Genomic DNA, 16,510 nt, shown 5'->3' with positions numbered 1-16,510 from the left:
GGACCGGGGTGAAATGCGGGTGATCCACGCCACGCCACGGCATACTTGAAGCACCGCAGCACTCGATGCCCGAGAGGAATCCCCGCCCATGAACAGCCCGTTCAGCCCGCCCCGTCCTGTCGACGCCCCCGAGGCCCGGCCGTGGGCCGATTGGTGGCGCCAGGCGGCCGTCTACCAGATCTACCCGCGCAGTTTCGCCGATGCCACCGGCGACGGCCTGGGCGATTTGCCCGGAGTGACATCGCGCATGGGCTACCTCAAGGAGCTGTGCATCGACGCCATCTGGCTCTCCCCGTTCTACCCCTCGGCCCTGGCCGACGGCGGGTATGACGTGGACGACTACCGGAACGTGGATCCACGCCTGGGAACCCTGGAGGACTTCGATGCCATGGTTGCGGCTGCCCATGCGGCGGATATCAAGGTCATCGCCGACGTGGTGCCCAACCACTCCTCCAACCGCCACGAATGGTTCACCGCCGCCCTTGCCGCGGCCCCCGGCTCCCCCGAACGGGCCCGCTACCATTTCCTCGACGGATTGGGCGAGAACGGCGAACTTCCGCCCTCGGACTGGCCATCGCACTTTGGCGGGCCGGCCTGGACCCGCATCACCGAAACCACCGGCAGAAACGCCGGGGCGCCGGGCCAGTGGTACCTGCACCTTTTCGCCTCCGAACAGCCCGATTTGAACTGGGACAACCCCGAGGTGCGCGAAGACTTCCACACCACGTTGCGCTTCTGGGCCGACCGCGGCGTGGATGGTTTCCGCGTCGACGTGGCCCACGCCCTGGTCAAGGACATGTCCCTGCCGCTGCGTTCCAAGCCCTCGCTGGAGATCACGGTCGACGACGGCACCGACGCGCTCTTTGACCGCGACGAGGTCCACGAAATCTTCGCCGGCTGGCGCGAGGTGCTCAACGAATACAACCCGCCGCGCATCGCCGTGGCCGAGGCCTGGGTGCCGTTCACCCACCGGCGCCTGTTGTACGCCCGTCCCACCGGGCTCGGGCAGGCCTTCAACTTCGACCTCTTGCAGGCGCCCTTCGCGGCCAGGGAGTTCCGCGACATCGTGGCCCGGTGCCTTACCGAGGCACAAACCTCGGGGGCATCGTCCACCTGGGTGTTCTCCAACCACGACGTGGTGCGCCATACCTCGCGCTATTCCCTGCCCGACGGCACCGACGCCGCGGCCCAGGACGCGTGGCTGCTCTCCGGCGGACGGGAACCTGCCGGCGATCCGGAACGCGGGCTGCGCCGGGCCCGGGCGGCAACGCTGTTCATGCTGGGGTTGCCCGGCTCAGCCTACCTTTACCAGGGCGAGGAACTTGGCCTGTTCGAGGCCGCGGACCTGCCCCTGGACTCGCTGCAGGATCCCACATGGTTCCGCACCGGAAAGCGGACCAAGGGCCGCGACGGCTGCCGCGTGCCGCTGCCGTGGAACTCCGCCGAAGAGCACCTGGGGTTCGGCGGCTCGCCGTGGCTGCCGCAGCCTAGGTGGTTTGCCGCCCACGCCGTTGACACCCAGGACGGCGTGGCGGGTTCCACCCTGGAGTTCTACCGCAGCGCCCTGGCCTGGCGGCGCAAGCTGCAAACCACAGAGGCCCTGCAGTGGGTTTCGGCGCCGGATGCCACGCTGGCGCACTACCGTCGCCCCAACGGCTGGGAGGTGCTGACCAACTTCGGCACCACGCCGGTGGACCTGCCCGCCGGTCTCGATGCGGCCCGGATCGTCGTTGCAAGCGGCGCGACCACGCAGGACCCGGCGCCCATCCCGGGGGAAACCACCCTCTGGATCGCCCCGTAACGCAAAGCTGCAGGCTCCCGGTCGCTCCCGAACCGCCGAAGGGGGCGCGCACGTCATCCACCGTGGGCGCCCCCGCGCCGCCTGTGGCGGGCATCAAGACGGCACGACTGGGGGTAATGCCGCCGGCATGGAAGAATGGAGACCATGGCAGAAGACACCTTGGGCACAGACACGCCCGTCATCGTTTCCGTTCCGGACAAGCCCGTTCTTGAGGGCCTGGAGGAGCGTCTCGGCGCCCGCTGGCGCGAACAAGGCACCTACAAATTCAACGCAGAGACCACGCGCGAGCAGGTCTACTCGATCGACACTCCCCCGCCGACGGCCTCGGGCTCGCTGCACGTGGGACACATGTTCTCCTACACGCAGACCGACGTGCTGGCCCGCTACCAGCGGATGCGCGGCAAGAACGTGTTCTACCCGATGGGTTGGGACGACAACGGCCTGCCCACCGAGCGCCGCGTGCAGAACTACTACGGAGTGCGCTGCGACCCGACCCACTCCTACATCGAGGGCTACCGTCCCCCGGCGACCCCGGCGAAGAACCAGCGCGACTGGGACGTCGTGAGCCGCAAGAACTTCATCGAGCTCTGCGAGGAACTCGCGGTCGAGGACGAAAAGGTCTTCGAGCACCTCTTCAGCACCCTGGGCCTGTCCGTCGACTGGGACCTGACCTACCGCACCATCGACGACGTGTCCCGTGCCGTCTCGCAGCGCGGTTTCCTGGCCAACCTGAACGCCGGCGACGCCTACCTGGCCGAGGCACCCACGCTGTGGGACGTGACCTTCCGCACCGCGGTGGCCCAGGCCGAACTCGAGGACCGGGAAATGCCCGGCGCCTACTACCGCTACCCGTTCACCGCAGAGGACGGCACCCAGGTCTTCATCGAGACCACCCGTCCCGAGTTGCTGGCCGCCTGTGCCGGATTGGTCGCGAACCCCGAGGACGAGCGCTACAAGCCGCTCTTCGGCAAGACCGTCACCTCCCCGCTGTTCGACGTCCCGGTCACTGTCTACCCGCACGCGCTGGCCAAGATCGACAAGGGCTCGGGCATCGCGATGGTGTGCACCTTCGGCGATTTGAACGACGTGACCTGGTGGCGCGAACTGCAGCTGCCGACCCGCACCATCATCGGCCGCGACGGCCGCGTCATCGCCGAGACCCCGGAGTGGATCACCACCGCGGCCGGGGCCGAGGCCTACGCCGCGATCGCGGGCAAGACGGTGTTCTCCGCCAAGGAGGGCGTCGTTGAGCTGCTGGCGGCCGCCAACCTGCTCGACGGGGAGCCGAAGAAGATCTCCCACCCGGTGAACTTCTTCGAAAAGGGCGACAAGCCCCTGGAGATCATCTCCTCCCGCCAGTGGTACATCCGCAACGGCGGGCGCGACGAGGCACGCCGGACTCGCCTGATCGAGCGCGGCAAGCAGATCGAGTTCCACCCCGCGTTCATGCGCTCACGCTATGAGAACTGGATCTCGGGGCTGAACGGCGACTGGCTGGTTTCCCGCCAGCGCTTCTTCGGCGTCCCGGTTCCCGTCTGGTACCCGCTGGATGCCTCCGGCGAGCCCGACTACGAGCACCCGATCCTGCCCTCCGATGCGATGCTGCCGGTCGATCCGGCCGCGGACACCGCCCCGGGCTACGAGGAGTCGGCGCGCAACACCCCCGGCGGCTTCATCGGGGATGCCGATGTGCTCGACACCTGGGCCACCAGCTCGATGACCCCGCAGATCGTGGGCCGCTGGAGCCGCGACGAGGACTTCTTCGCGAAGGTCTTCCCGTTCGACCTGCGCCCGCAGGGCCACGACATCATCCGCACCTGGCTCTTCTCCTCCGCCGTGCGTGCCGATGCGCTGCACGACGTCGCCCCGTGGAAGCACGCGGCGATCTCCGGCTGGATCCTTGACCCGGACCGCAAGAAGATGTCCAAGTCCAAGGGCAACGTGGTGGTTCCCACCGACGTGCTCAACGACTACGGCTCGGATGCGGTGCGCTACTGGGCCGCCAGCGCCAAGCTGGGTGCCGATACCGCGTACGAGATCAACCAGATGAAGATCGGCCGCCGCCTGGCGATCAAGATCCTCAACGCCTCGAAGTTCGTGCTGAACCTCGGGGCCACCGAAGCCAACGTCCTCTCCGGAGACGCCTCGGTGGTCACCAACGGCCTGGACAAGTCGGTGCTTGCCCGACTGTCCCAGGTCATCGACGACGCCACCCGCGCCTTCGATGCCTACGACTACGCCCGTGCGCTGGACATCACCGAATCGTTCTTCTGGTCGTTCACCGACGACTACGTCGAGCTGATCAAGGACCGCGCCTACGGTGCCCGCGGCGAGGCCGAGCAGGCCTCGGTGCTGACCACCCTGGCCACCACGCTGGATGCGGTGCTGCGACTCTTTGCCCCGTTCCTGCCGTTCGCCACCGAAGAGGTCTGGGGCTGGTGGCGTGCCGGTTCGGTGCACACCGCGCAGTGGCCCGGGTCCTCCCACCTGGCCGGTGCCATCGAGGGCGCCAACACCGCGGTGCTCCCGGTTGTCGGCGAGGCACTGTCGGGCATCCGCAAGGCCAAGTCCGAGGCGAAGGTCAAGCAGCGCACCGAGGTGCTCTCCGGGGTGGTCTCCGCACCGGAGGCCACCTTGGAGCTGCTGCGGGCCGGACTGGGCGACCTGCTGGCCGCCGGCAACGCGCACGACGTGACGCTGGTGGCCACCGAAGGCGACCTGGTCGTCAGCGACGTGGTGCTTGCCCCGGCCGAGGACACCGTCCAGGCCTAGCAGCCGCGCGTTGCCGCAACAGGCAACACCCAACGAGGGCGCTGTTCGACTCCCCGCGGGGAATCGAACAGCGCCCTCGTCGTATCATCCGTCGAAGCAATCCTTCCCCTGCGTTCGGTCACGCCACCTGGTGGCGGACAGAGGGGAAGCCCCTTCGGCTGACAAAACTACTGTCGGAGGGGCTTCGACTCGGTGTTGGTTCTCGTACAGCGTTGACTTTGAGAACCGGACAAAATCCTCGTTGCGCGGGTCTTGCTGCATCGCTGCTGCAGCCGGGCTAGAAGAGATTCCAATAGTCCGTCACCACGAATTCGGTTTTTGTTCGGCATCATTCCGGTAGTGATGCGTATCTCTTTTATACGCGTCGGCCCGCAAACGGGCAAGGGGTCCGGGAAAACTCTGTGGTTTTCCCGGACCCCTTGCGTAGAATGTTGGCGTTTTAGGCCATTGACACGTTTTTGCCGTCGGCCGCTTCGAGATCAAATTGCGGGCTTTCGGTCCGGGACCGCTTGAGCTCGAAGAAGTACGGGAACGAGGCCAGGGTGACCGCGGCGTCAAAAAGCTTGCCGGCCTCCTCGCCCACGGGGATCCGGGTGATGACCGGACCGAAGAATGCGGTGCCGTTCAGCGCGATGACGGGAGTGCCGACGTCCTGGCCCACGCGGGAAATCCCGTCGTTGTGGCTGGCCTTCAGCGCCTGGTCGTACTCGGTGCCGGCGGCCGCGTCTGCCAGTTCCGGCTCGAGGCCGGCCTTGGCCAGCGCGCGGGAAATGACCTCGCTGTAGTCTTCGACCTTTTCGTAGTGCAGCAGTTCGCCCATGGCGGTGTAGAGCTCGCCCAGCACCGCGTCGCCGTGCTTCTGCGCGGCGGCGATCAGCACGCGTACCGGTCCCCAGCCCTTGGCCACGAATTCCCGGTACTGGTCGCTCAGGTCCTCACGGCCGTCGTTGAGCACCGAAAGCGACATGACATGCCACGCCACCTCGATGTCCCGCACCTTCTCGACCTCGAGTACCCAGCGGGAAGTCGCCCAGGCAAAGGGGCAGGCCGGATCGAACCAAAAATCAACGTGCGTCTTCTCGGACAACGTACTTCTCCTTCAGTTGGATGGCAGGGCGATCGGGGCCCCGGGCATCGCGGTGGTGCGGGCCCGGGGCGTACAACCAAGTTGCTAGGCGGACTTCTTGCCGCGCTTGTCGGCGACCTGCGCGGAGATCAAGGTCGGCTCGGCCCCATCAAGCACCACGTCGGCGGTGATGACGACCTCGGCGACATCGTCGCGGCTCGGCATCTCGAACATGGTGGAGCTCAGGGTCTCTTCCAGGATGGCGCGCAGCCCGCGGGCACCGGTGCCCCGGGCCAGCGCCTTGTCGGCGATTGCCTCCAGCGCACCTTGCTCGAAGGACAATTCCACTCCGTCCATGCGGAACATCTTCTGGTACTGCTTGATCAGCGCGTTCTTCGGCTCGGACAGGATCTTGATCAGCGCCTCGCGGTCGAGCTTTTCCACGGTGCTGATCACCGGAAGGCGGCCAATGAACTCGGGGATCAACCCGAACTTCAGCAGGTCCTCGGGACGCACGTCCGAGTAGGAAGCCTCTTCGGACTTCAGTGCAGAGAGCGGGGCCCCGAATCCGATGCCCTTTCGTCCGGCGCGGGAGGAAATGATCTCCTCGAGCCCGGCGAAGGCGCCGGCGACGATGAACAGCACATTGGTGGTGTCCAGCTGAATGAATTCCTGGTGCGGGTGCTTGCGTCCGCCCTGCGGCGGCACCGCGGCGACCGTGCCCTCGAGAATCTTCAGCAGGGCCTGCTGCACTCCCTCGCCCGATACATCCCGGGTGATCGAGGGATTTTCGCTCTTGCGGGAGATCTTGTCGATCTCGTCGATGTAGATGATGCCCTGCTCGGCCTTCTTGACGTCGTAGTCGGCGGCCTGGATGAGCTTTAGCAGGATGTTCTCGACGTCTTCGCCCACGTAGCCGGCCTCGGTGAGCGCGGTGGCATCTGCGACGGCGAAGGGGACGTTCAGGCGGCGGGCCAGCGTTTGGGCCAGGTAGGTCTTGCCGCAGCCGGTGGGGCCGATCAGCAGGATATTGGACTTGGCCACCTCGACCTCGTCGAGGGAGTTTGCGTCGGAAAGCGTCGATACGGACTTTGCCGCGGCGCCCCCCTGGATGCGCTTGTAGTGGTTGTACACCGCCACCGCGAGCGAGCGCTTGGCGCCCTCCTGACCGATGACGTATTCCTGCAGCGAGTCGAAGATTTCCTTCGGCTTGGGCAGTTCGAAGGCAACGCCCTCTTCGACCTCGGCGAGTTCTTCCTCGATGATCTCGTTGCAGAGCTCGATGCATTCGGTGCAGATGTAGACGCCGTGGCCGGCAATCAGTTTGCGAACCTGCTTCTGGCTCTTGCCGCAGAAGGAACACTTGAGCAGATCAGACCCTTCACCCATGCGTGCCATCGTGTTGGTCCCCTATCTGGTACCGGTAAGACCGGCCCGAGAGACCGGAAGTGCTTAACTGTCTTAACTCTATGACAGAGCGCCGTCAGAATGGGCAAACGGGCGGCCCGTGGTGCGCATATTTCGCGCCACGAGGCGGGCCGCCCGTTCGTCATGTCCCGCTTTTAGCGGGTGATGGTGCCCTGGGGCTTGATCTTGCGCGGGGAAAGGACCTCGTCGATCAGGCCGTATTCCTTCGCCTCGGCCGCGGTCATGTACAGGTCGCGCTCGATGTCGTTGCCGACCTCTTCGGGGGTCTTGTTGCTGTGCCCTGCCAGGGTGTTTTCCAGCCAGGAGCGCATGCGCATGACCTCTTCGGCCTGGATCTGCAGGTCCGAGGCGGTGCCTCGTTCGCCGCCGCCCATGGAGGGCTGGTGGATCAGCACGCGGGCGTTGGGAAGCGCGAGGCGCTTGCCCGGGGTGCCTCCGGCCAACAGCACCGCGGCGGCGCTGGCTGCCTGGCCCAGGCACACCGTCTGGACCTCGGGGCGAATGAACTGCATGGTGTCGTAGATCGCAGTCATCGCGGTGAAGGATCCACCTGGCGAGTTGATGTACAAGGTGATGTCGCGTTCCGGGTCCATCGACTCGAGGACCAACAGCTGGGCCATGACGTCGTCGGCCGATGCGTCGTCAACCTGTGTGCCAAGGAAGATGATGCGGTCCTCGAAGAGCTTCGCGTACGGGTCCTGGCGCTTGAATCCGTACGGGGTGCGCTCTTCGAACTGCGGAAGGATGTAGCGTGCCGAGGGCATTTCGCCGGAGGTGGCATGCGGGGTGAAATTCATCGTTTCTCCTGGGAAATCAGTTAGGTCTGCCGGGTTCCGTCGCGTTACTTTGCGACCCCGCCGCCACCGGAGACTACTCCGGAGGACTGGGCGATGTGGTCAAAGAAACCGTACTCGAGGCCTTCGGTGGCGGTGAACCACTTGTCGCGCTCGTTGTCCTTGAGGATGGTCTCAACGGTCTGGCCGGTCTGCTGTGCGGTCAGTTCGCTCATGACCTTCTTCATGTGAAGGATCAGTTCGGCCTGGATGCGGATGTCCGAGGCAGTGCCGCCGATGCCGCCGGAAGGCTGGTGCATCAGGATGCGGGCGTTCGGGGTCGCGTAGCGCTTGCCCGGGGTGCCGGAGGACAGCAGGAACTGGCCCATGGAAGCGGCCAGGCCGGTGGCGACGGTGACGACATCGTTGGGGATGTACTGCATGGTGTCGTAGATGGCCATGCCGGCGGTGATCGATCCACCCGGGGAGTTGATGTACAGCCAGATGTCCTTGTCCGCGTCCTCGGCCGAGAGCAGGAGCAGCTGGGAGCAGATGGCGTTTGCATTCGCATCGCTCACCTCGGTGCCGAGCCAAATGATGCGCTCCTTGAGGAGCCGGTTGTAGATGTAGTCCTCACGATTGGCCGGATCTACCGAAGCCATTGCGGGAGTGCGGGAGTCACTGGACATGTTCTGATACCTCTCCGTGATGCCGTGGCCCGATGTTCTGTCCGTCGGGCCATTGGCTCTTTACTTCCTTGAACATTACTGCCTTGGCCAGCGACTTTGGCAGTGCAGGGGCAACTGTTCGCTGTCGGCGCATGGTCGCCGACGCGGGCATCGCCGTCGGCTTAAAAGAGGGGTTAAAACAAGCGTGGAGCCACCCTTTACGGGTGGCTCCACGCTTGGAAGTCAATGCCGCACGAAGCGGCGCCGGACTACTTGGCCGATGCTGCCGAAGCCGACGAAGCCGAGGAAGCGGACGATGCGGAGGAGGCCGACGATGCGGACTCGCCCTCTTCTTCACCCTCGGCGCTGACGAACGAGGACAGGTCAACGACGTTGCCGTTGGTGTCGGTGACGACAGCCAGCTCCAGGACCTTGGCGAGCGCCTTGCGGCGGCGGACCTCGCCAACCAGCATCGGGACCTGGCCGGCACCGTCGAGCATCTGCGCGAACTGGTTCGGGTCCATGCCGTACTGGCCGGCGGTCTGGACGATGTAGTCGATCAGTTCGGACTGGGCAACGCCAATCTTCTCTGCCTCGGCCACGGCGTCGAGCACAATCTCGTTCTTGAAGGCCTTGGCGGTGTTCTCGCTGACCTCTGCGCGGTGCTCTTCGGTGTCGTGCTCTTCACCTTCGGTGTGCGAGCCCTGCTCGAAGTGCTGCTCAACCTGCTCGGCGATGACTGATTCCGGAACCGGAACCTCGACGAGCTCCATGAGCTTGTCCAGGACCAGGTCGCGGGCGGCTACGCCCTGCTCCATGACCTTGGACTCGGCTGCGTCCTTCGCGAGGGATTCGCGCAGCTCATCCATGGTGTCGAATTCGGAAGCCAGCTGGGCGAAGTCGTCGTTGGCCTCGGGAAGCTCGCGCTCCTTGACGGCGGTGACGGTGACCTTGACCTGTGCGGTGGCACCTGCGTGCTCGCCGCCGGCCAGCTTGGTCTCAAAGGTGGCGTCTTCGCCTGCGGACAAGCCGGTGACGGCCTCGTCCATGCCCTCGAGCATGGTGCCGGTGCCGACCTGGTAAGACAGACCGGTGGCCGAGTCGACCTCTTCACCGTCGACCGAAGCGGTCAGGTCAAGGGTGATGAAGTCCTGGTCGGCTGCCGGGCGCTCGATGGCCTTGAGCGTGCCGAAACGGCCGCGCAGGTCATCCAGGGCCTTCTCGATGTCGGCTTCGCCGGCTTCGGTGGCATCTACGGTGACTTCAAGGCCCTTGTACTCCGGCAGTTCGATGCTCGGGCGGATGTCGATCTCGACCTGGAAGGCCAGCTGGCCTTCGCCTTCGGTCTCGGCCGACGGGGTCTCGGTGATTTCCACCTCGGGGCGCGAGAGCGGAACGATGTCGTTCTCGGTCACGGCGGCCTGGTAGTAGGTGTTCATGCCTTCGTTGATGGCAGTCTCCAGGACGTAGCCACGGCCGACGCGCTGATCAATCAAGCGGGACGGGACCTTTCCGGCACGGAAGCCGGGAACCTGGATCTGCTTGGCGATGGTCTTGTAGGCCTCAGCAATACGCGGCTTCAGTTCCTCGTAGGGAACTTCAACAGTGAGCTTGACCCGGGTGGGGTTGAGGGTTTCGACGGCGCTCTTCACAGCGGTGTACTCCTGGTGTGTTGTTTGGTCTGACTGGACTTCAACCCCGCAACGGTATCCGTTGCGGGGTTGAAGGTACAGAGTCGGGGTGACAGGATTCGAACCTGCGACCTCACGCTCCCAAAGCGCGCGCTCTAGCCAAGCTGAGCTACACCCCGATTAGTGCAGAAACAGTCTATGCAGAATAAACAAGTTTCCACTAATCGGCCGTCGACCAGAAGTTTGGATTTCGTCGACGGCGCGGATCAACCATACAAGCATTCCCGGGAAAACAAAATTCACGCTTACGGCAGGGGGAATGCCGCGCGTTTCCAAGGAATTTGCCCTTCCACGAAGCCCGGTGCGCCGACTTTTTTACCGCCGACGGGGGCAAATCAACAAGAAAGGGACGCACGTCACATCGCGGATCGTGGCAGGGAAAGCAGGGAATGCAATTGCTTGGGCAAAAGAAAAGAGCGACTTGATTCGCTGGAATCAAATCACTCTTAATCGGAGGGGATGACGGGAATCGAACCCGCGTAATCAGTTTGGAAGACTGAGGCTTTACCATTAAGCTACATCCCCGCATTTGCTACACCTTGTCGGTGGCAACGGATAAAACCTTAGCACCCTTTTTCGGAGGCGCGCAAATCGGCCGCACCGAACCTCGCTGTCCTTGTCATCACGGAAGTCCGGACTCGGTAGCACCGTCAGGGCGGGGCCACTCGGTGCCTTCCAACGCCTCGATCTGCCGATTGAAATCTCGAAGCAGGGCCTCGAAACGCGCTGCCTTGTCTCCGGGCCATGACCCGACCACGCTGTGGAGGCCGCGTTCGAACACCCTTCGGCTCTCTTCTAGGGCCACCAACCCCCCGGGCGTGGGGCCAACGCGCCGGGCCACCTCCCCGGGAGCGCCGGCCAGGTGCTGCAGGTATCCACGGTGCAGCAACGTGGCGGTTTGCCGGTGGATGGTGGAGCCGTCAAGCCCGAGCGCGGCGGCCAGCCCCTTCAGCGACATCGGGCCCCCAAGCTCCAGCCTGCTGAGCAGCACATAGGCGGACCGGTCCAGGACCTCCTCCTCGCCGTGGTGCGGCTTGAGGTAGTTGCGCGAAATAAGCATCAGCTCGTATTGCAGGTTCCGCAGTGACATCGCAACGCCTTTCGAGAGGGAGGGTCCTCACCGCGCAAGGTGTTGGACCGGGCCGGGTCATTCCTGCAGGCAAGACGGGGGTAGCGCCAAGTCTACTTCGGTATGCATCATACATATCTTATGTATGATGCATAGGCTTATTGTTCCATCCCGCCCCTTCCAGGAGTTGCCCCATCGCATATCCATCCACATCCCCGCACCCCGCACCCAGATCCACGCGCCGCTCCCCCGGCGCGGTCGTCGCGGTACTGGCCTTCGTCGGCATCGTGGTCTCCCTTATGCAGACCCTCGTGGTTCCTCTGATCCCCAAGCTGCCGCTGCTGCTGGACGCGGCCCCATCCGACACCTCCTGGGTGATCACCTCGACGTTGTTGGCCGGCGCCGTGGTCACCCCGATCGCGGGGCGGCTGGGCGACATGTACGGCAAGCGTCCGATGCTGGTGGCTTCGCTGGCCGTACTGGTGGTTGGCTCGATCGTCTGTGCGTTGGCCGCATCGGTGTGGCCGATGGTCATCGGGCGCACGCTGCAGGGTCTGGCCATGGGCGCTATTCCGCTGGGCATCAGCATCCTGCGCGACGAGCTGCCACGAGAAAAGGTCGGTGCAGCGATCGCCACGATGAGCGCGACCATGGGCGTGGGCGGGGCCATCGGGCTCCCGCTGGCCTCGGTGATTGCGCAGTACTCCGACTGGCACATGCTCTTCTGGGTGGCCGCGGGCCTTGGCACCGCGTCGCTGCTGCTGGTGCTTGGAATGCTGCCGGCTTCCGCCTCGCGGCCCGGCGGTCGCTTCGACACTCTTGGTGCGCTGGGGTTGTGCACCGGGCTGGTGGCGCTGCTGCTGCCGGTGTCCAAGGGATCGGTGTGGGGCTGGAACAGCCCCTTGGTGCTGGGCATGCTCGGCGCTTCGCTGCTGGTGCTGGTTTGCTGGGGCTGGTGGCAGCTGCGCACCGCGGCACCACTCGTGGACCTGCGGGTCAGCGCGCGCGCGCCCGTGCTCTTCACAAACTTGGCCTCGGTGGCTGTTGGCTTCGGGATGTACGCCATGACCCTGGTGTTCCCGCAGCTGCTCATGGCCCCGGCCTCCACCGGCTACGGTCTGGGCTTGGACATGGTCGCCACCGGGCTGGTGCTGACCCCGGGCGGGCTGGTCATGATGGCCCTTTCCCCGGTCTCCGCCCGGCTCTCGGCCGCACGCGGGCCCCGGACCACGCTGCTGTTGGGGGCGGGCGTGATCGGGGCCGGCTACCTGCCGCTACTGGTGCTCGCGCCCGCGCTGTGGCTGGTGTTGGGCTCCTCGCTGGTGATCGGGGCGGGCATCGGGTTGGCGTACGCGGCAATGCCGGCACTGATCATGGGTGCGGTGCCGCTGACCGAATCGGCCGCAGCCAACGGGCTCAACGCCCTGATGCGTTCGGTGGGCACATCGGGCTCGGCTGCGGTGCTCGGCGTCGTGCTCGCGGGGATGTCTTCCGGAACCGGAGCCGCGGCGGTGCCGACGCTTGAAGGGTTTCGCGTTTCCTTCGCGATCGCGGCCGGAACCGCGGCACTGGCCGCCATCCTGGCCGCGTGTGTGCCCCGAACCGGCCGGCTGCAGCAAGTGCAGTCCGAGGACGTACGTCCCGTGCGGGCTTCGGACGTGACAGCCGCGATGGATGCCGCGGAAGGGACAGCCAAACACGACGGAAAGTAGCCGGCGCTCAACCGCGTGTGCCGGAGGTGCGCTGGCAGCCGGGGCACCAGTAGAGCTTGCGCCCGGCGACCTCGGTGAGAGAGATGCTGCGGGAGCACAACCGGCATCCGGCGCCCTGGCGCTGGTAGGCATAGTAGGCGTTCTGGGGCCAGACCGGGCCCGGTCCGCGGTGCTCGGGGCGCGTGGTGATGATCTTCCCGTCGCGAACCCCGTCGGACATGATGGAGACGATGTCGTCCCACAGCAATCCGGCCTTGCGCGCAGAGATGTCGCAGCTGGGCGTGAACGGGTCGATGCGCGTGCGAAAGAGGGTTTCAGCGCGGTAGATGTTGCCAACCCCTGCCAAGACCGCCTGGTCCATCAGTGCGGTGCCAACCGGTGTCTTCTTGCCGGCCAGGCGCGAGACGAACTCCTTGCGCGCAGCGCGTGCGGCCCGCTGGTGCTCGAGGGCGGTCCCGCGCCCCTTGGCCAGTTCGAACTCCCCGGCGGCGGCCGTCAGCGGGTCCGGGCCGAGCTTGGAGCGCACCAGGCCCGCCTCCCGGTGCGTGAGCACCTCGCAGGCGCTGGGCCCGCGCAGGTCGGCCCATCCATGGGCGGAGACCAGCCGGGCACGGACCTGGCCGACGGGTTCGGGAGGTCCCTGGTAGGGGCCGGCTTCCGCGTCGGGGCCCTGCTCGGTCTCCCCCACCTTGCGCGGGGCGCCGATGGAGGAGGCCCCGGTGAAGTGCTCGTCTCCCCCGAAACTCCAGGCCCCGTACAGGCCCAGGTGCACGCGCAGCACCAGGTCGTTCTCGAATCCGAGGAACAGCTGCTTGCCGTGGGCGTGCGAGGTGGCCAGCCTGGCTCCGTCGATCAACTTGGCCGCGGACGCGAAGCGGCCCTGCGGGGAGGAGACGGCCAGGACCTGTCCACCAAAGACGTCGTCGAATTGGCGGGCAAGGCGGTGTACCGAGTGGCCTTCGGGCATGGTGCCGGCGACCCCGGCTAGGCCACGACCTCCCCAGTGGTCTCGTAGGTGGCGATCTTGGAAATGCGGCGGATGTGGCGCTCGACGTTGGAGAACGGCTCGGCCAGGAACGCCTCGATGATGCCGGTGGCCTCCTCCAGCGAATGCTGGCGGCCACCCACGGCAACGACGTTGGCGTCGTTGTGCTCGCGGGCCAGGCGAGCGGTGTCCAGGTTCCAGGCCAGGGCTGCACGGATGCCGACGACCTTGTTGGCGGCGATCTGTTCGCCGTTGCCCGATCCGCCCAGCACGATGCCCAGCGAGTCCAGCCCGGCGGCGCGGTCGGCGACCACGGCCAGGGCCGCGTTGATGCAGAACGAGGGGTAGTCGTCCTCGGCGTCGTAGGCGGTGGGCCCGTGGTCGACCATCTCGTAGCCCTTGGCGGTGAGGTGGGCGATCAGGTGGGCGCTGAGCTCGAGGCCTGCGTGGTCGGTGGCGATGTGAACGCGCATGTGATGTGTCCTTAGGCGGTGGTGAAGGAGGGATGCAGGAACCAGCCTAGCGGCGGGTCCGGCCGGGGGCTAAGTTGATGACCCGGATTGGTGCCGCCTGGCGGCCAGCGACTCGAGCAGTCCGGCCATGGACTCGGCATCGGCCATGGTGGTCACCGAGTAGATGCGCGCTCCCCCGCGCGGGCGGTGCACGATCACGCCCGGGCCGGCCCCCACGATGAAGGCGACGCCCGCGCCGCTGACCCGCAGGCCCCAGCCGCCGAATTCGGCCGGGGTGATCTCGCGCGCCTCGGCGTGCTCGATGTCGGCGGGCCTGACGTGCAGCAGTTTGAGGAACCCGCCGCCGTAGACGCGGATCCCCGCATCGTCGGCCACCACCTTTCCGGCCAGGCAGGTCGCACCGGCCCCCAGCACGATGGCCAGGCCGGGTACCATCGCCCAGAACACGACGAGGTCCTCCCTACCGGCGGTGATTCCAAATACGGCCATGGCCACGGCCAGGACCGCTATCAGGGCCAGCATCCAGACCGGGCCGCACACCGTGGAAGCGACCACGGTGCCGGGGGCAAACGCCTGTGCGGCCGAGGCCGTGGCCGGCGATGCCGGGTGCGGCGCAGGGACCCGGGGCGGCAGGGCAGCACGGACCAGCAGCGCGGATCCGACGCCCCACAAGAGGCCAAGCACGATGCCGGCAACCAGCACCGTGCCGTCCATCCGGGCGTCCAGTGCCGCGGGTTTGTCCAGCTGGCCGACCAGACCGGAGAGGAACATCCCTCCGCTGCCGACCACCAGGCCATTGCCCAGGCCGGCCATCAGCGGGACGCCGCTGCGGCCCGCGGCCCCCGCGAAGCTGCCTGCCGCGACCGGCATGAGGATGCCCGGCAGCACAAGGGTGAAGGCTCCAACCAGCACGTGGGTCGCGAGGCTGCCGGTCCCGTCGGCCACCCCGGTTGCTCCCCAATGGGTTGCCAGCGGATCGGGCAGCCGCCCGCGCCACAGCAGCGAGCTGCCCAGGTGGGCCGCCAGCACGACGCCCAGGGTGGACAGCGCCAGCACCCAGAGCCGGGGCCTGCGGGCCGGGGCCGGCGGCGGGTTCGGTGATGCGATCATGGGTTCGGATTCCCCTTCGGTGGTGCGGATGCGGGTCTTTTTCGAGCATATCCAGTTCGCCGATCGGGTTTCATCCCTGCCGCGCGGTACCGGGCGTGCTAGATGAAGTGGGGCCCGTACCCGGCCAGGCGCAGCACGCCCGAGACCATCGAGCGGGCGGTCAGCGCGCTGGTGGCCGGGTTGGCGGGATCCGGGAAGTTCTCGATCCCGAAGCGGTAGTTCCCGCCGTCCCCGCGCACGGTGATCTCGTGGCGGGTCATGGCGGCGGCCGGGTCGGCGGTGATGTCCACTGCCACCAGGTCCAGGTCCCCGGCGGCCAGGCCCAGGGCGGCGGCCACGTTGATGTTGGAAGGGAAGTCCCGAACGGCATCGGCCACCGATCCGGAGAAGACCGGCGCCGCGGTTCCGGATTCGGCCGCCCTGGTGATCGCCGAGCGCAGGGCCCCGGGCAGCCCGGGATGCAGCAGCGCCTCGGGCAGCTTGCGGGTGTGCAGCTCGATGGCGTTGATGGTGCCGGCCGAAGCGCGGATGAGGTCCAGCCCCCCGATGGCGCCGGTGGAGTAGTGGCAGCGTCCGGGGCCGGCCTCCAGCGCGGCGCGCAGCTGTCCATCGGCCAACGCCCCCAGCGAGGCCACCAGCAGGTCGGTTCCCACGCCGGTGATCGCCGGCCCGTGGGCACGCACCGCGGCCGGGGAGGCGCACTCGATGACCAGATCGGCCCGGTCGATGGCGGTGGCCAGGTCGAGCACCGGCACCGGAGGCCCGGAGATGGGCCCGGCGGGGCCGGTGGTTCGTGACAAGCGTGCCGCCGGATCGGGGCCGGCCAGGGACGCGCGGTCCAGCACCCCGAGCATCCGCACCGCGCCGTCGTGTGCTCCAAGCATCCGGTGGACCGCCTGCCCGATCGCGCCGTATCCCAGCAGCACCACATCAATTCCCATGCCATCCATCCAACCAGTATC

Annotated in this window: 13 protein-coding genes and 2 tRNA genes; 3 read left to right on the top strand and 12 right to left on the bottom strand. The window is 66.5% G+C overall.

Translation table 11 applies throughout. From position 1 onward, the window contains the following. Positions 1-88: 88 nt before the first annotated feature. On the top strand, positions 89-1,801 hold the full coding sequence (locus DQ353_RS02210; RefSeq protein ID WP_113761139.1) for a glycoside hydrolase family 13 protein: 1,713 nt from the start codon (positions 89-91) through the stop codon (positions 1,799-1,801). Between the two features lie 144 nt (positions 1,802-1,945). After that, on the top strand, positions 1,946-4,573 hold the full coding sequence (gene valS / locus DQ353_RS02205) for a valine--tRNA ligase (RefSeq protein WP_113761242.1): 2,628 nt from the start codon (positions 1,946-1,948) through the stop codon (positions 4,571-4,573). A 439-nt stretch (positions 4,574-5,012) separates the two neighbouring features. Here valS and DQ353_RS02200 read toward each other — a convergent pair whose 3' ends face one another. From DQ353_RS02200 to DQ353_RS02165, 8 genes are all read right to left on the bottom strand, one after another. Next, a complete protein-coding gene (locus tag DQ353_RS02200) occupies positions 5,013-5,660 on the bottom strand; it encodes a mycothiol-dependent nitroreductase Rv2466c family protein (RefSeq protein WP_113761138.1) in 648 nt (215 codons plus the stop codon). 84 nt (positions 5,661-5,744) lie between these two features. Beyond that, the gene (gene clpX, locus DQ353_RS02195) at positions 5,745-7,037 is read right to left on the bottom strand and encodes an ATP-dependent Clp protease ATP-binding subunit ClpX (RefSeq protein ID WP_113761137.1); all 1,293 of its coding nucleotides are present in this window, start codon (positions 7,035-7,037) and stop codon (positions 5,745-5,747) included. 164 nt (positions 7,038-7,201) lie between these two features. Further along, entirely contained in the window at positions 7,202-7,864 is a 663-nt protein-coding gene (locus tag DQ353_RS02190) for an ATP-dependent Clp protease proteolytic subunit (protein WP_113761136.1), read from the bottom strand. A gap of 44 nt (positions 7,865-7,908) precedes the next feature. Next, a complete protein-coding gene (locus DQ353_RS02185) occupies positions 7,909-8,502 on the bottom strand; it encodes an ATP-dependent Clp protease proteolytic subunit (protein ID WP_113761135.1) in 594 nt (197 codons plus the stop codon). A 275-nt stretch (positions 8,503-8,777) separates the two neighbouring features. Then, complete coding sequence (gene tig / locus DQ353_RS02180; RefSeq protein ID WP_113761134.1) at positions 8,778-10,160, bottom strand: trigger factor; 1,383 nt, start codon at positions 10,158-10,160, stop codon at positions 8,778-8,780. Between the two features lie 83 nt (positions 10,161-10,243). Then, positions 10,244-10,318, bottom strand: a tRNA-Pro gene (locus DQ353_RS02175). Between the two features lie 335 nt (positions 10,319-10,653). After that, positions 10,654-10,724: transfer RNA gene (locus DQ353_RS02170), tRNA-Gly, on the bottom strand. Positions 10,725-10,821: 97 nt separating this feature from the next. Next, positions 10,822-11,289: a MarR family winged helix-turn-helix transcriptional regulator gene (locus DQ353_RS02165; protein ID WP_113761133.1), complete on the bottom strand. Its 468-nt coding sequence runs from the start codon at positions 11,287-11,289 to the stop codon at positions 10,822-10,824. Between the two features lie 140 nt (positions 11,290-11,429). Here DQ353_RS02165 and DQ353_RS02160 point away from each other — a divergent pair, with 140 nt between their 5' ends. Beyond that, positions 11,430-12,980, top strand: a complete 1,551-nt coding sequence (locus tag DQ353_RS02160) for an MFS transporter (RefSeq protein WP_502696363.1) — start codon at positions 11,430-11,432, stop codon at positions 12,978-12,980. Between the two features lie 7 nt (positions 12,981-12,987). On the opposite strand, the gene DQ353_RS02155 is transcribed toward DQ353_RS02160, so the two are convergent. The 4 genes from DQ353_RS02155 to DQ353_RS02140 form a co-directional block, all read right to left on the bottom strand. Then, a complete protein-coding gene (locus DQ353_RS02155; protein ID WP_113761131.1) occupies positions 12,988-13,947 on the bottom strand; it encodes an Fpg/Nei family DNA glycosylase in 960 nt (319 codons plus the stop codon). A 17-nt stretch (positions 13,948-13,964) separates the two neighbouring features. Continuing rightward, positions 13,965-14,438, bottom strand: coding sequence for a ribose-5-phosphate isomerase (locus DQ353_RS02150; protein WP_113761130.1), 474 nt, complete (start codon positions 14,436-14,438; stop codon positions 13,965-13,967). A 69-nt stretch (positions 14,439-14,507) separates the two neighbouring features. Next, the gene (locus DQ353_RS02145; RefSeq protein ID WP_113761129.1) at positions 14,508-15,548 is read right to left on the bottom strand and encodes a DUF1648 domain-containing protein; all 1,041 of its coding nucleotides are present in this window, start codon (positions 15,546-15,548) and stop codon (positions 14,508-14,510) included. A gap of 98 nt (positions 15,549-15,646) precedes the next feature. After that, on the bottom strand, positions 15,647-16,489 hold the full coding sequence (locus DQ353_RS02140) for an aspartate dehydrogenase domain-containing protein (protein WP_181578201.1): 843 nt from the start codon (positions 16,487-16,489) through the stop codon (positions 15,647-15,649). Positions 16,490-16,510 lie beyond the last annotated feature (21 nt).

Origin of the sequence: Arthrobacter sp. AQ5-05 (assembly GCF_003287975.1) — a bacterium.
Classification (GTDB): Bacteria; Actinomycetota; Actinomycetes; order Actinomycetales; family Micrococcaceae; genus Paeniglutamicibacter.
This window is presented reverse-complemented; position numbering and strand designations above follow the sequence as displayed.

What these genes read in the sequence shown, in the direction of transcription:
- DQ353_RS02140 (WP_181578201.1), bottom strand. Translation starts at nt 16,489, where the DNA reads ATGGGAATTGATGTGGTGCTGCTGGGATACGGCGCGATCGGGCAGGCG.
- DQ353_RS02155 (WP_113761131.1), bottom strand. Translation starts at nt 13,947, where the DNA reads ATGCCCGAAGGCCACTCGGTACACCGCCTTGCCCGCCAATTCGACGAC.
- DQ353_RS02185 (WP_113761135.1), bottom strand. Translation starts at nt 8,502, where the DNA reads ATGGCTTCGGTAGATCCGGCCAATCGTGAGGACTACATCTACAACCGG.
- clpX (WP_113761137.1), bottom strand. Translation starts at nt 7,037, where the DNA reads ATGGCACGCATGGGTGAAGGGTCTGATCTGCTCAAGTGTTCCTTCTGC.
- DQ353_RS02165 (WP_113761133.1), bottom strand. Translation starts at nt 11,289, where the DNA reads ATGTCACTGCGGAACCTGCAATACGAGCTGATGCTTATTTCGCGCAAC.
- DQ353_RS02190 (WP_113761136.1), bottom strand. Translation starts at nt 7,864, where the DNA reads ATGAATTTCACCCCGCATGCCACCTCCGGCGAAATGCCCTCGGCACGC.
- DQ353_RS02150 (WP_113761130.1), bottom strand. Translation starts at nt 14,438, where the DNA reads ATGCGCGTTCACATCGCCACCGACCACGCAGGCCTCGAGCTCAGCGCC.
- DQ353_RS02210 (WP_113761139.1), top strand. Translation starts at nt 89, where the DNA reads ATGAACAGCCCGTTCAGCCCGCCCCGTCCTGTCGACGCCCCCGAGGCC.
- DQ353_RS02145 (WP_113761129.1), bottom strand. Translation starts at nt 15,548, where the DNA reads ATGATCGCATCACCGAACCCGCCGCCGGCCCCGGCCCGCAGGCCCCGG.
- valS (WP_113761242.1), top strand. Translation starts at nt 1,946, where the DNA reads ATGGCAGAAGACACCTTGGGCACAGACACGCCCGTCATCGTTTCCGTT.